We start from the raw sequence: 14,290 nt of genomic DNA on the forward strand, positions 1-14,290 counted from the left end.
GTTCGGACCAGCCGCGCTCTTTGCGGCCGGGCGGGTAGCGTGCCATCTGCCCGCCAGCGTCACGACGAGGGCGACGACGACCGGCGAGCCGTGCTTGCCCAACGCCTGATGCTGCTCGTCGTCAACTTTGCGAGCGCGATGGGCTGCCGGCCGCTAGGCGGGACGGCCCCATCGCCTTCAGGCGTATATCCCCGGGGACGGGCAGAAATCAGTTGCCGAGGTGCCAAGAGTAACTGGCGTCGTTCCAGTTGACTGTAGCCGAAAAACGGTAGCCGGACTCTGCGCCATCTGCTTCGGTTTTGTTCACGGCGATGCATTCGAAGGTACCGGTGATTGCAGTCAGATCGTCTGTGGATCCTCCGCCGAGCGGCGTGCATGATGCGCGTTTAATGGGGCCGTCTAGGACACCCTTATCGACGCGAGACTTGGCGTCCTTCACAACAGACTCCTCCAGCGCTGCGACAATAGCCGTCCGCTTCAGTCGCTCAGCAGAGTCAGCTTCTTCTTTTGCAGCCGCTGATGCCGAGGCGACGGCAGAGGCTCGGGCTTCCTCGGCCTCGCGTTCCTTCTGGGCCTCTGCAGCTGCTGCCGCAGCTGCCTTCTCTGAATTCACCTGATTATTGTGTTGAATGCTAAGTGCAATCGCTACTCCAGCTATGGCAATAATCAGAATGCCGACAGCAAAGAGAATGACCCGCTTGCTGAACTTCGGGAGCTTACGCTGGCCTGCGTAGGCAGCGCCGCAATTCGGGCAAAAGTTGCCAGCAGTTTGAGTTTGTACGCTGCATTTAGGGCATACCTTCGTCGGGGGTTCCTGGAGCTCGACTGGCTCCGCCGTACGGTCTGGAATGGAAGGGACAGTCGTGCTGGCGGCCGGCTCGGGCTGTTGATCCTGGTTCGCGATCTCTTCCGTTGGCGCGTCGGCGCCAGTGGGGTTACTCAAAGGGATGCTCCTTGCCGATATTTCATGATCCCCGACGCCGAGCAGCCACGCGATGGCCACAGATTTCACGCCGGGCTGGCCGATGGCCTGCGAATCGAGGGGCGGCGGCGGGACGGTCAGACGTGACAGGGCTGGTACCGGCAGACAGTTCAGCGCCCAGTACCAGCCCTACCGCAAATTTACTTCTGCCAGGTGCTTCCTGAGCAGGAAGCGTGGGCGCCGGTGCCCTTGCCCGTGTTCTTTCCTGCGCTCTTGCCGTCGATCAGAATTTCGCAGGTCACGGCCCCGGAAGCGTCAGTGTAGCTACCGGTGACGGAGATACTCGTGATATTGAACTCCTTCGACGTGATGGACTTCTTCCATCCGGCCGTGATGTCTTCCGTCGAGGTTCCGCCCGGTGTCCAGTACGAAATGCTGGCCGGACCTGACGTGGTGACCACGTACTGCACCGTGTGCTCGGCATTGATGCTTTCGTCAATGGACTTTGCGGCGGCGCTAACACCCGCAGTCACTATTCCGGCGACGATGAGGCTGACGACACCCAGGATGAATCCGGCGATTGCCATTCCCTTTTTCCGATTCTTAAGGAAGAAGGCGATGATGCCGAGAATGATCGCGACCGGACCAAGGAAGAAGGCGATCATTCCTACGAGAGGAATGATGCTGAATACTGCGGCGACTATGCCCACGACGAGGGCCGCCACGCCAAGGCCGTTCTTGCGCTTTTCCTCGACCACCCGGACGTGGTGTATCGGCTGCTCCGGCAATGCCGAATATGCTGTGTCATTTTTGATGTCGGACATATTTTCCCCTTTTCTGATGCAGTTGCGAACTTCGCGGATCGCTACTGTGCGTTGCCCCCAACACTGACCAGTTGGCGGGCGGATTGCAGGGCTGCCGCAGCATGCACCTTATTTTGTTACGTGAACTACAACCGCTTCTCCACGGACCGTTGCGCCCGGATTGTCGGTGCGAGTGACAGTTCAGCTACCCGGCAACAAGACCGTCTTTCCCGCGCCAATTTGTAGATGATCTTCGTGAACCCCAGGGCAACGAAATCGTTATCCAAGGCTTCGGCATTCATCCCCGCAACGGTGGCGGGAATGGTGGCGGTCGGGGAGTCAGGAGCGAGTGCTAACCATGGAGGGACAGTGGCGCGTAACAGGCGCCGCCGTCTCGGTTGCTGTAGCTGTGACCGTCGGCAGCACCCTGTGGTGACAGCAAGGGCTGCTTGCGGCGTACCTCCTTCGCCGCACCCGGCGAAAGCCAGGGACAAGAAGCCCCGATGGCAAGAGTTTCATTCACCCGATTAAATCCCCCATGGACAAGGTCATCCCCAGGGAATCCAATTAGGGATTCTTCAAGGTGACGGAGCGTTATCGTGTCGGTTGTGCGTTTTGACCGTGACAGCAGTGCCATGGCCTAACCCGACATAATCATTCTCTCCTAACCAAAACTCAAGATTCTGGTTCTTCAGCGAATGCTGTGGAAACCTTGAGCAAAACCTGAGGGATCATAGAGACGGCCCGCTGTCCGCGACAACATGGCGAGCTTGGCGGAACAGAATACGGAGCGGCTTTATTGGCGACAGTGGTAAAACAGAAGAACGCTGGTCGTTGTGCCGTCCCTAGGAAGTCAAAGGACGGCGAATTTTCCATCGGCCCTTTTGGTGCTATTGTACGGACGCTAAAACCACACGGAGCAGGCCCTAACTCCGGGGCGATCAGCCAAGCATGCGTCTGGTTTATCGCATCGCTGCAGGGGCCGGCACGCCGGCCCTATCAGTACTGGGCCGCCGGTTCCCTGGCTTCCGGCCCTGACCAACCGCGCTCTCTACGGCACTGGTTGTAGATGCCGATCGCACCGAGGCCGGCACCCCATACGGCCATGAGCACGATCGCGCCGGGAAGGGTGACCCCGAGCACGGGGAGCAGGAGCATCGAAACGGCGACGGCCGCCGTCGTAATCAGCAGCGAACGGCGCGGCAGTGAATCCACCGTAAGGCCTGCAATCCAGATGCCGACTAGGCCCGACGCGCCGAGCACCGTGAGGGAGAGGCTGATGGCGTAGTCCGGCAGGCCCGCTTCGCGGATCAACGGGGCGATGTAGGTGAAAAGGGCGAAGTGCGCCATGAGCAGCAGCGGCCAGGCGACGGCCACCGCAGTGACGGGCGGACGGCGTCGGGGATCTGGGGGACCTGCGGGAGCAACTACAGCGCCAGGCCCATCAGGAGCAGGGCGAAACCGGCCAGGAAGAGGAAGGACGCGCGCCAGCCGAGAAGGGCGCCGGGCGCCGTGCCCACGGGAGCCCCGCTGGCCATGCTCAAACTGCTGCCGCTGAAGACGATGGCTAGGGCTTTACCCACCCTGTCGGCCGGAACCACCCGCGAGACGAGCGGAGCGATGGTGGTCCAAAGCAGGCCGTAGTCACTGCCGGCGTGGGCGGGCGATCCACGAACGGGAGGAGCAATGGGAATTGGCGTCCCGGCCAGACTACGCGCAGCCTCATATTCACCCCGTCCATGCCGGCCAGCATCGCGCCCTGCGGGCCTACCCGTTGCCGTGTACCGGTTCGGGGCCGGAACTAGACCGCGGTGGTGTAGTTCCACGGATACCAGGTTCGTGCCTCTGACCGGGGACGAGTTCTCAAATCCTTACGTGGATGATGCCGGGGCGCTCTCAATACCGAAGTGCCACAGTGCAGCGTCCAGGTCCGCAGCGCGCCACCCTCGTGAGTCTGCAGCAGCGCGGATCACGGCCGACATGTTGTCGTAAGAGGTGTCCTCGATACCGGCGGTCTCGGCCACTCTTCGTATCCGCACATCAGTAGTCACCCCCGTTGAGAGTCCACTGAGACTGTCGATGTAGTCCAGCGTCTTAGGGCTCACATGACGTACAGCTGCGAGGGCATCACGAAGAACCGGCCTTTCTGCTGGGTCAGTGAGTCTGGCGCGGAGTTCCTCTACAGTTTCGATGCCCTGATCCTCAAACACACACGTTAAGTCGTCTATCTGAGCGAGGCGGCCCGGCGATGGCCAATCGATGACGTCCGAGAGGGTTCCCGTAGCAAGACGTTTCCGGAACCCACTTGTGGTTCTTGCATCTGGCCATGAGGCAACCAGAGCGTCAACGCGCGGCTTTACGGTTGCCTCGTAATTTTGGCGTCGCTGCAAGGAGGCATCGACAATGATCGCTCCGATGGAAGCCCAACCACGGCTAACCTCAGTCGAGGCGTCGATGCCGCGGGAGTCAATGAAGGCTAGGAGTTTGGCGGTGTCGCCATCGATAGTCATAGGTGAATACTTCCACGGAACAAGGCGATCCCTGAGTGTCGCCGTCATCCACGTACGACGACGGCACCCGGTTTGGCCGGGGAGTTCACGTCGGCTGCGTGATCGCCCAGCGCAGATCGGATACTGCCGCGGTTGCGCCGCTCTCGGCCACGCACACCTGTATCCTGACAATGCAGGTTGAATGGTTCCAGCGGCCATCAACCAAGCTCGGTTCGCGGCCGGATGACGGTCCGGAATCTTGGGCGTAGCCATCCACGTTGTCGAATCACCGCCGCAATCGTCAGTCTCCGATTGGCCCCCCGGACTCTTGGAATGGATCTTTATCACTACCGACAAGCCAGTTCCCGTGGGAATCCCGACGCCGGTCCTCAAGCCCGCGCGCACAGCTGCGATGAATGATCCCGCCGTCGTGACCTGGGCCGAGGCTGGTGAGAGCATGACCGCGCGATGGCGTTCGGCGAACGGCAGACCGGCGCCGACGCGCGTCGAAGTGGTCTCCGACTCTCTCACGGCCGATGATGCGAACCGGATGGCGTCACAGGGGATCGCGATGCTCTGGCACGGTGACTTCCACAACGCACGGCAGATCCTCAACGCCATGGACCGGCGGATAGGCGCCGGAAAGAAAGAGACCGCAGCAACTCCGGCCGATAAGTTCTATCGGCACCGCCAGTCCCGCTCGCACCGTGCACGCATTCTCGGCCTGCTGCTGATTCCTCTTGATCCGGGTCCGGTGGTGCCGCTGCGCCGCGCACCGGACATTCGGCAGGCCGCCGCTGAAGCGTACGGCGATATCGGCGAACCTTCCATTGTGTCCCTGCACGAGCTTGTCGGGGCCATTGGCGCCCACGAGTGGCGACGGAATGGCGTCCACGTCGATGCCCTGCAGGGCCGCATCCACCCGCACTATGGCACGTTCTTCCCCACCCGGAGCGAGTATGTGGATCTCGTGGCTGCCGCTGCACTGCCCTCTGACACGCTGGCGTTCGACATCGGAACCGGCACGGGGGTGCTCGCTGCCGTCCTCGCCCGCCGTGGCGTCCACCGCGTGGTGGCGACGGACAATGAACCGCGTGCAATCGCCTGCGCCGCTGAGAATTTCCGGAACCTCGGCGTCCAGGACCGTGCTGAGGCCGTCCTGACCGACATGTTCCCGCCCGGGCGGGCACCCCTCATTGTGTGCAACCCGCCCTGGATTCCGGCCACGCCGCATTCCACCCTGGACAACGCCGTCTACGACCCCGGGAGCAGGATGCTGTTCCGCTTCCTGAACGGACTCTCCGACCATCTGGAACCGGGCGGTGAGGCCTGGCTTGTCCTCTCCGACCTGGCCGAGCACCTTGGCCTGCGGACGCGTGACGATCTGCTGACCGCCATCGCGGCGGCTGGGCTGAAGGTTGTGGAACGGCTAGACACCAAGCCAACGCATCCGAAGGCATCGGACCGCGACGATCCCCTGTTCGAGGCGCGCACGGCCGAGGTCACGTCGCTGTGGCGGCTTGTTCGCCGATAGTCCGGTGCGATAGGGCGTAGTCGTCAGGTCACCTGGCCAGCGGCCGCGGTCGGGAGTACGACGGCGGCGCGTGGGCTGGGTGCCGACGACGGCGCTGCGTGCCGCCCCAATGAACGATTCGAGGTCGGACAGGCCCGTGAGGAAACCGCCGGCCGGAGGCCAGCACCAGGGTGCGGCCGTCCTCTACCGCGCGGGTTGCCCCGACGGCGCTGGCAACGTGAGTCTCCCCACCTTATTTTGAGTAGCTCACATTAAGCCGTAAAATTAGGTACAGGCCACCGTAGCCCTTGAGTACCGCACCGGTGAACATACCCGGGCCAGCGGGGCAAGCGACACGACGCGCAACCGCCCTCCTGCTTGAGCGGCACAAGAACCTGTATGGCCCTTATCCCGAAACCTCACGGAGAACTCATGACTTTGCTGACCGAACGCCCCGCAACCTCCTCATCGACCACCGAAACCACTCTCAACAACGCCACCCGGATCACTGCCGCTGACACCGCAGTGCGCGGGGGCAGCTACGCGACTCTCCCCGCCGGCAGCGTCCCCGCCGGCGTCGAGGGCAGCTATGTCACCGTCGCTGGCGGCCGAAACCTGGCTCCCGTCACCCGTGGCAGCTATGTCACAGTGGACGGCACTCCCGTTGTTGCCGCCAGCGTCATCGAGGGCAGCTACGTATCGCTTCCAATGGCGGCATAGGGTCCAGCGGCCTGCGGGGGATAGCACCGCCGGGCATAAAAAGGAGGCCGACGGCGACACTGGGTGTCGTCGTCGGCCTCCTTTTTCGTGCCAGTCGGGCAACTACCCCGCCACCGCAGCCTTCGCGGCCCGGGAGGCCTCCATCCATTCGCTCAGCCACGGGGCCCGGACGCTCGACGTGATGCGGCAGTCGGCCACGAAGGTTCCATTGGGGGGTCCTAGACGCGAGTTCTGCTGGGAAGAGGGTCTTGTCCGGTCTTGTGGCAGCGGGAAGAGCACGGCGTCGCCGGTTGATCAGCTCGCCGGCTCTTGACCCTGGCTCCGCCGCCTGCTGGCCGCGCCGGAGTGGTGGTTCAGGTTGGAAGGCTGGCCCTGATCTGGATGAGGGTGAGCTCCAACAGTGGCGTCGGGACGTTGAGGCTGCGGGCTCTGCCTGCAAGGTCGCCGAGGATGTGCTCGGCTTCCGATGGGAGCCCTGCGCTGAGGTCCCGGTACAGGGAGGAAGTGAACGCCGATCCCGGTTCAGTCAGGATACCGACCGCCTGCGCATGACCGGCGTCGGAAACGGGATGTCCTGCCGCCGCCGCCACCGCTTCGGTTTCACTGATGGCCTCCAGGATCCTGGACCGCCCGCCGGCCTCGATGATCCGTCCAACCGGCGCCCGGAACAGGCAGTTGACGATTCCCGCGGCCGCGATGAATACCCATTTCTCCCACAGGGCGCCGGCTACGTCGTCCACTACCGAGAAGTCGACGCCGGGCACGTCCAGAGCCTCGGAAACATCCGTAGGGACAAGGTTTCCGTTGAGCCCGCCCACCGTGAGGGAAGTGAGGGGCATCTGCTGGCGGACCACATCGCCGTCAAGAGTGGCGACAATCCGGGCCAGGCCGCCGAGCACGTGGCCCGGGTACAACTGCTCAAGCCGGTCCACATGGGCCATGCCGTTGAGGATGGGAATGATGCTGGTTCCAGCCCCCACGAAAGCGCCAAGCTCGCCGAGTACGCCCTCGACCGCGGTGGCTTTGACCGTGACGAGGATCAGATCGAAGGCCTCTGACCCGTCCGGTGCCGTGATGGTTTTTACCGGGTGCGTCCGGTCAGCGGTGGGGGAGATGAAGCGTAACCCGTCGCGGCGAAGGACGTCCTGCTTGCGCGGCCGCACCAAATAGGTGACATCCCGTCCCCCTTCCTGCAGGAGCGTGCCGAACGCCCCGCCTGTGGCTCCGGCTCCGACGACGAGTATCCGCATGGGTACATACCTTTCCGGGGTGGTTTTCAAGGATTAACCGGAAACAGGAGCCTGGAACAGCAGATGAGGCTTTGTATCCGATGTTCCAAGGCTAGGGGTTTCAACGGGACTGTGCGGGTGGCATTCGCCTGGCATGCCTGATCACTTCGTTATCGCCAGGGTTAGCTAGCCCGCCACCGCCGCCTTCGCCTCCTGCTTGGCCTTCATCCACTCGCTTAGCCACGGGGCCCGGACGCTCGACGTGATCCGGCAGTCGGCCACGAAGGTTCCCCTGGCGTCGGCGTCGATCCAGTCCTTGAGCGCGGAAAGGTCCGCCAGGGAGCGGATGATCGCCGACTCGGCACCGAGCGCGCGGGCGATGCCGCTGAAGTCCACTTCAGGGATCAGCATGGGCTTTTCGGTCAGGCCCTGGGAGCCGTACTGGTGGATTTCGGCTCCGTAGGCGGCATCGTTGTAGATCACGACGACGGCGCTGCTCGCCGCACCAATGAGCGATTCGAGGTCGGACAGGCCCATGAGGAAACCGCCGTCGCCGGAGGCCAGCACCAGGGTGTGGCCGTCCTCCACTGCGCGGGCTGCCCCGACGGCGCTGGCAAGGCCGAGCCCGATGGCCTGGTAGGCGGTCCCCACCATGACCAGGTCCTGGGGTCTCGGGATGCGCCAGTACATGGGTGCCCAGCCGACGAAGTGCCCTCCGTCCTGGACCACCGTGCGGCGTTCCGGCAGGACGGCATCCAGTGCCGTGGCAAGGGAGCGCGGGTCCAGCCGGCCGTCCGGGGTCTCGTCGGAGCCTGGGTGGTGGGCCGGTCCCTCGGCCAGGCGTTTGCGGGCTTCCGCGCGCCAGGCTTCTGCGCGGCTGGCGTCCGGCGAGGCCGTGCCATCCAGGATCCGGAGTAGGCGTCCCGCAGCAGACTTCACGTCCGCGCTGACGAAGGTGTCCACCCGGGGGTGCGTCGGCTGCAGGGCGGTGTCGATCTGGATGACAGTGCTGTCCGGGCCGATCAGGTGCCCGAACCGCATGGTGAAAGGGCTCAGGCTTGCCCCGGCCACGAGGACCACATCGGCCTCACCCATGAGCCCGGCCGCGGTGTCCGTGCCGAAGCCGCCGGCGACGCCGAGGTATCCGTCGCCTTCGAGGAGGTTGAGCGCCAGGGCGGTTCCGGCGGTCAGCGCGCCCAGGCGGTCGGCAAGCTCCCGGAGCTCTGGGCCGGCGCCGGCGAGATGCGCACCGCGGCCGGCGAGGATCAGCGGCCGCTTCGCCACGGCGAGCAGGCGGGCTACCTGCCCGAGTCCGCCGTCGACGTCGTCCGTCACCTGAGGTGCCGACGGGGCCGGAAGTTCTTCTTCCGCAGCCTCGAGTGCCGCGAGGTCGTAGGGGATGGCAATGACGACGGCGGTCCGCTTGGTCAGCGCGTACTCCACCGCCTGCTGCGTGATGGAGCCCGCGGCGTCGCGGGTGACGGTGAAGGTCGCCGCGCCGAGGCCCGCGGCGATTGCCGCCTGGTCCACGTCCTGGGGCCGGGCGCCGCTGCTCGGGGCGTCCCCGGTGACCAGCACGACGGGGATTTGTGCTTGGACGGCCTCTGCGAGGGCGGTGAGTGCGTTGGTGTAGCCGGGGCCATAGGTGGTGGTGCCCGCTGCGAGACGTCCTGACGTCCGGTAGTAGGCGTCGGCCGCGGCAATGGCGGCGCCTTCATGGCGGACGGCGGAGAAGCGGAGGCCCAGCTGTTCCGCTGCGTCCAGGAAGTAGACGTTGCCGTTGCCCATCACGCCGAAAACATCGCTGAGATAGCTGCTGAGAACCTGCGCCACGCGGCCGGAGACGGTAAGAGTAGTCATGCAGGAATTTTCTGGGCAGGCCCGCAGAAAGGCAAGAGAGTCGAGTTTGATTGGGATATTTGGCAGAGAGTTGCAGACGCAACTGAAAATATGCGCAATTGTGGCGTGCATCACTCGCACTTAGTTGGAAGAGCGGGTTTCCTGCTCGGAGAGCCGGCTCAGGAGGCCGTCGTAGCGGGGCGGCATGAGTTCCAGTACGGAAATGGCCGTGCTGGTCCGCTGGATCCCCTCGATTTCCAGGATCTCGTTGGTGATGCGGTAGAGATCGGCCGTACTGCGTGCCACCACCTTGGCCATGAGGTCCGCATCCCCGGTGGTGGCGTGCACCTCGATGACCTCGGGAATAGCGGCGAGCCCGTCTTCCACTGCACCTGTCCGCGTCTGGCTGATGGACAGTGAGAGGAAGGCCATCAGGTCGTATCCAAGTGCGGCGGGATCCAGTCGCCGGCTGAAGGAGCGGAGGGCGCCGCTGCGCTCGAGCCGTGCCAGCCGGGCGTGGATCGTGTTCCGTGCGACGCCGAGCGTCCGGGAGAGTGCCAGGGCGCTGGCTTCGGGATCCTTGTCGAGCGCCAGGATGATCCTGCCGTCGAGGGAATCCACGGTGCGGGGGTTCGGGATGGTCATATTTTCACCACAGAGAGTAGAAGTTGAGCAGAAGTCCCAATGGGTAGAGGGTATCTTGCAATGTGGGCCGGGTCACAATCATGATCAGTCCTCATGACCCGTGATCAGCTCCTGACCGCACCGGACACCGCGCTTCCCACCCTTCGAGGCGCGGTGGCCGGCCTCCCGCCCTACGTCCCGGGCCGGCGCAGCGCCGGCATGGACATTGCGGCCCTCGCCAGCAACGAAAGCCACTACGAGCCCCTTCCCGCTGCCACCGCCGCGGTGGCCGCAGCGGCCGGTACCATGAACCGCTACCCGGACAGTGCCGCCGTCGAACTCCGTGAACGGATTGCCCGCCACCTCGGCGTCACGGCCGGAGAGGTAGCGGTGGGACCCGGAAGCGTCGGCGTCCTCCAGCAGATCATCACCGGCCTTTGCGACGCCGGAGATGAAGTGATCTTCGCGTGGCGCTCCTTCGAGGCCTACCCCATCCTGGTTGAGCTGGCAGGCGCCCGGCCGGTCCGCATTCCGCTGGACGCCGCTGAGGGGCACGACCTCGATGCCATGGCTGCGGCCGTCACTGACCGCACGAAGGTTATCCTGCTCTGCACCCCCAACAATCCGACCGGCGTGCCGATCAGCCAAGAACGCATCGAGGCCTTCCTGCAATCCGTCCGCTCGGACATCCTTGTGGTGGTCGACGAGGCCTACGTGGAATACGCCGAAGCGGGCAGCGGCCCCGATTCCCTGGCGCTCTACCGCCAGTACCCGAACGTTTGCATCCTGCGGACCTTCTCGAAGGCGTACGGACTCGCCGGCCTGCGCGTGGGATACGCCGTGGCGGCACCGGACATCGCCGAGGGACTGCGCCGGACAGCCCTTCCCTTCTCCGTGAGCGCGCTGGCCCAGAAGGCGGCCATCGCTTCGCTGGATGCGGGGGAGGAGATGGAAGCCCGCGTCGCCGCCGTCAAGTACGAGCGCGCACGGATGGCCGCGCAGCTGGAAGCCCAGGGCTGGAAACTCCAGGCGAGCCAGGGCAACTTCCTGTGGATCCGTGCCGATGAAAGCCTTCGGGCGAGGCTGGTGGATGCGTTTGACCGCGCGGGCATCTTGGTCCGGGCGTACCAGGGGGACGGTGTGCGGATCACCGTTGCCGACGCAGGCTCCAACGATCGCGTGCTCCGGCTCCTGGAAGCCCACACGGCCTGAAAACCGACTGACCTGAAATCCCATCCGTTCCACCTACAACCAGAGGACTCTTCATGGAACAACAGACAATGACGTCTGCCCGCCCCCTGGGCGCCGCACTCAAACCCCGCCAGCTCACGATGATGGGCCTGGGAAGCGCCATCGGCGCGGGCCTCTTTATCGGCTCCGGCGCCGGCATCCAGGCGGCCGGCCCGGCCGTGCTGATCTCCTACCTCGTGGCCGGCACCCTCATCATCCTGGTGATGTGGGCCCTCGGCGAGATGGCCGCCGCCAATCCGGACAGCGGTGCCTTCTCCGTCTATACCGCCAAGGCCTACGGGCCGGTGGCCGGCGCCACGGTGGGCTGGCTGTGGTGGCTGCAGCTCGTGGTCGTGATCGCGGCCGAGGCGCTCGGTGCCGCCGGCCTGCTGGCCACCATCTTCCCGGCCCTGCCGGTATGGCTGATGGCCTTCGTGTTCATCGTGGTGCTCACCGCCGTGAACCTCACCAGCGTGAAGAACTTCGGCGAGTTCGAGTTCTGGTTCGCCCTGCTCAAGGTGGCAGCAATCGTCGGGTTCCTCCTGGTGGGCGCTGCCCTGCTCTTCGGCTGGCTGCCGGGTGTGCAGTCGCCGGGCCTGTCCAACTTCACCGGAGCCGGCTTCGCACCCAGCGGTTTTGCCGGGATTGCCACGGCACTGTTCGTGGTGGCGTTCGCGTTCGGCGGCACCGAGATCGTCTCGGTTGCGGCAGCCGAGACCGCGGAGCCGGCCCGCAGCGTGAAGAAGGCAGTCCGGACCGTGCTGTGGCGCATCCTGGTCTTCTACATCGGTGCGATCTTCGTGATCGCAGCGGTGGTTCCCGTCGGTTCGGCCGGGCTGAAGAGCCCGTTCGCCGCGGTCTTGGACGCGGCCGGCATGCCCGGCGCGGCCACCGCCATCACCCTGGTGGCCGTGGCGGCACTGCTTTCCGCCCTCAACGCCAACCTCTACGGCGCGTCACGGATGGCGTACTCCCTGGCCGAGCGCGGGGAAGCGCCGCGTCTGCTTGCCTCCGTGTCCAAGGACCGGGTCCCGGTAGTCGCAGTCCTGGCCAGCGTCGCTTTCGGCGTTGTCACGGTTGTGCTGGAGCTTGCCTTCCCGGAGAAGGTCCTTCCCGTCCTGCTGAACATTGTGGGTTCGACCTGCCTGCTGGTGTGGACGTCCGCGCTCCTCGCCCAGCTCGCGCTGCGCCTCCGCGCCGACCGCGAGGGAACGGAGCTTCCCCTGCGGATGCCCGGCTTCCCGTGGCTCACGGTGTTTGGTCTGGTCATCCTCGCCGCGATCTTCACGGTGGGATTCATCGGCGAGGATTCCCGTCCCCAGCTCCTGAGCACGTTCGCACTCGTGGCGCTTTTGGCGGTGGCAAACTGGCTGCATCACCGTTCTATGAAGCGCTCTGCCAACGCCGCCCCTGGCCGCGTCGAGTCTTCGGAGCGCGCCGAGCCTCCGGTGCTCATCGACTGAAGTCTGGCAACTTCACGGCCCCCGGAGGTCCTGATTACTCCCACCGGGCCGTGACGGTCAGCAGCTTCCCGTCCGTCACGGCCTGGCGGGAGAGCGTCTGGTAGCCCTCCTGTTCGAACAGCACGGTGATCACGGCCAGGACCTCTTGGCAGAACTGTGCTGGTCATCCGACGGGCGGCGGTTGGCAACGATCAGTGGCAGCAGGGCTGCAGGCGAGGCGACGACGGCGGCCGCCTGCGACGCTTCGCCCGCGTCCCCGTAGCCCCAGTGCGCGAATATTGTCGGGATTTCGTGGTGGGCTGCTCCGGCGATGTCGTTGCTCCGGTCTCCGATCATTACGGGACTGGAGATGTCTATGCCTTCGGATTGAAGGCGGAGCAGCAATTCGGCAATGACCTCTGCCTTGCTCGCTCTTCCGTCGCGGTCGGACGCCCCGCAGATGTTGATGAAGTGGCCTTCGATTCCAAACCTTCGTGCGAGTCTTACCGCTTGGTCTTCCACCTTGGATGTGGCCACAGCCATCGGCATGCCGGCCGAGTGCAGGTGGTCAAGCAGTTCGATGATCCCGTCGTATAGGCCAGACTGTTCAGCGCCGTGGTCGGCGTATGCCTTGCGGTAGTGTTGGAGGGCCCTTTGGGCGGTTATGTCGTCCAACTGTGAGACTGTTCTGAAGGACTCGATCATCGGCGGGCCGACGAATTGCCGCAGTTTGTCCATCGCGGGGACCGGCGCGCCTACGGCTGCCAGGGCTCGGGCAGCACTTGCCGTAACGCCGGGTGCTGAATCCAGCAGCGTCCCGTCCATGTCGAACAGGACGCAGCTAATGCCAGTGAGAGGTGGACGGTCTTGCTGCAGAAGTGTCATTTTTCGAGTGCTTTCGGTCGTGGAGTTGGTTCGGTTCTGGGTGTGCCGGGGAAAATTTTGGTGTGAAGGGTAGGCATGGATCGAGTGAGTCTTGATCAGATAGACCAGAGGATTCTTGCGGAGCTAACGAAGAACGCTCGGATGAGCCACGCGGAGCTGGCGACCAAAGTCCTGCTGTCGAGGAATGCCGTGCGCCAACGCATCGAACGGATGGAACGGCAAGGGTATATCCAGGGGTACACGATCGTTGCCGGCCCACCGGGGCAGGGGTCGGTGTCCGCCTTCCTGATGGTTTACAGGAAGGACCGGGTGCGGGGGGCGGACGTCATCACCGTACTGCGGTCGATTCCGGAAGTGGTTTTGTGTGATGTCGTGAGCGGCGACTTTGATCTGCTGGTGAGGGTCGAGGCCCGGTCGTTGGAGAGGGTTCAGGAGATCTGGGAACAGATTGCGGCCATTCCTGGCGTCACGGACACGGTGACGGCCATGACGCTGTCCAGTTACATCAGGCGGGGACCCGGAGGTGCCCGCGCCACGGAGTGAAGCGATCAGACTCCGGACAGGTCCGCACTTCCGGCGGGAAGCACCGCGAGG

14 protein-coding genes are annotated in these 14,290 nt (G+C 64.5%); 5 read left to right on the forward strand and 9 right to left on the reverse strand.

Features of this window, described 5'->3' with window-relative positions:
• Positions 1-208 precede the first annotated feature (208 nt).
• The 5 genes from AC1DD3_RS11610 to AC1DD3_RS11630 all read right to left on the reverse strand — a co-directional run bounded on the left by AC1DD3_RS11610 (position 209) and on the right by AC1DD3_RS11630 (position 4,235).
• Positions 209-943, reverse strand: coding sequence for a hypothetical protein (locus AC1DD3_RS11610; protein WP_476881696.1), 735 nt, complete (start codon positions 941-943; stop codon positions 209-211).
• A gap of 179 nt (positions 944-1,122) precedes the next feature.
• A complete protein-coding gene (locus AC1DD3_RS11615) occupies positions 1,123-1,746 on the reverse strand; it encodes a DUF4190 domain-containing protein (protein WP_476881697.1) in 624 nt (207 codons plus the stop codon).
• A gap of 978 nt (positions 1,747-2,724) precedes the next feature.
• Positions 2,725-3,102, reverse strand: coding sequence for a hypothetical protein (locus AC1DD3_RS11620; protein WP_476881698.1), 378 nt, complete (start codon positions 3,100-3,102; stop codon positions 2,725-2,727).
• A gap of 50 nt (positions 3,103-3,152) precedes the next feature.
• Complete coding sequence (locus AC1DD3_RS11625; protein WP_476881699.1) at positions 3,153-3,551, reverse strand: MFS transporter; 399 nt, start codon at positions 3,549-3,551, stop codon at positions 3,153-3,155.
• A 45-nt stretch (positions 3,552-3,596) separates the two neighbouring features.
• Positions 3,597-4,235, reverse strand: a complete 639-nt coding sequence (locus tag AC1DD3_RS11630; RefSeq protein WP_476881700.1) for a hypothetical protein — start codon at positions 4,233-4,235, stop codon at positions 3,597-3,599.
• 436 nt (positions 4,236-4,671) lie between these two features.
• On the opposite strand from AC1DD3_RS11630, the gene AC1DD3_RS11635 reads away from it, so the two are divergent.
• Positions 4,672-5,748 carry a methyltransferase gene (locus tag AC1DD3_RS11635; protein WP_476881765.1) on the forward strand — a complete coding sequence of 359 codons (1,077 nt, stop codon included), beginning with the start codon at positions 4,672-4,674 and terminating at the stop codon, positions 5,746-5,748.
• 411 nt (positions 5,749-6,159) lie between these two features.
• Positions 6,160-6,447, forward strand: a complete 288-nt coding sequence (locus AC1DD3_RS11640; RefSeq protein WP_476881701.1) for a hypothetical protein — start codon at positions 6,160-6,162, stop codon at positions 6,445-6,447.
• 353 nt (positions 6,448-6,800) lie between these two features.
• On the opposite strand, the gene AC1DD3_RS11645 is transcribed toward AC1DD3_RS11640, so the two are convergent.
• The 3 genes from AC1DD3_RS11645 to AC1DD3_RS11655 form a co-directional block, all read right to left on the reverse strand.
• Positions 6,801-7,697: a ketopantoate reductase family protein gene (locus tag AC1DD3_RS11645; protein WP_230117378.1), complete on the reverse strand. Its 897-nt coding sequence runs from the start codon at positions 7,695-7,697 to the stop codon at positions 6,801-6,803.
• Between the two features lie 165 nt (positions 7,698-7,862).
• The gene (locus tag AC1DD3_RS11650) at positions 7,863-9,536 is read right to left on the reverse strand and encodes a thiamine pyrophosphate-binding protein (RefSeq protein WP_476881702.1); all 1,674 of its coding nucleotides are present in this window, start codon (positions 9,534-9,536) and stop codon (positions 7,863-7,865) included.
• 120 nt (positions 9,537-9,656) lie between these two features.
• Positions 9,657-10,160: an Lrp/AsnC family transcriptional regulator gene (locus tag AC1DD3_RS11655; protein ID WP_476875907.1), complete on the reverse strand. Its 504-nt coding sequence runs from the start codon at positions 10,158-10,160 to the stop codon at positions 9,657-9,659.
• A gap of 93 nt (positions 10,161-10,253) precedes the next feature.
• Here AC1DD3_RS11655 and hisC point away from each other — a divergent pair, with 93 nt between their 5' ends.
• A complete protein-coding gene (hisC, locus tag AC1DD3_RS11660; protein ID WP_476881703.1) occupies positions 10,254-11,351 on the forward strand; it encodes a histidinol-phosphate transaminase in 1,098 nt (365 codons plus the stop codon).
• Positions 11,352-11,404: 53 nt separating this feature from the next.
• On the forward strand, positions 11,405-12,832 hold the full coding sequence (locus AC1DD3_RS11665) for an amino acid permease (protein WP_476881704.1): 1,428 nt from the start codon (positions 11,405-11,407) through the stop codon (positions 12,830-12,832).
• A 129-nt stretch (positions 12,833-12,961) separates the two neighbouring features.
• Here AC1DD3_RS11665 and AC1DD3_RS11670 read toward each other — a convergent pair whose 3' ends face one another.
• Positions 12,962-13,696, reverse strand: a complete 735-nt coding sequence (locus AC1DD3_RS11670) for an HAD hydrolase-like protein (protein WP_476881705.1) — start codon at positions 13,694-13,696, stop codon at positions 12,962-12,964.
• Positions 13,697-13,771: 75 nt separating this feature from the next.
• On the opposite strand from AC1DD3_RS11670, the gene AC1DD3_RS11675 reads away from it, so the two are divergent.
• Complete coding sequence (locus tag AC1DD3_RS11675; protein ID WP_476881706.1) at positions 13,772-14,239, forward strand: Lrp/AsnC family transcriptional regulator; 468 nt, start codon at positions 13,772-13,774, stop codon at positions 14,237-14,239.
• Positions 14,240-14,290 lie beyond the last annotated feature (51 nt).

The sequence above is a fragment of the Arthrobacter sp. 05T444 genome (assembly GCF_056395905.1).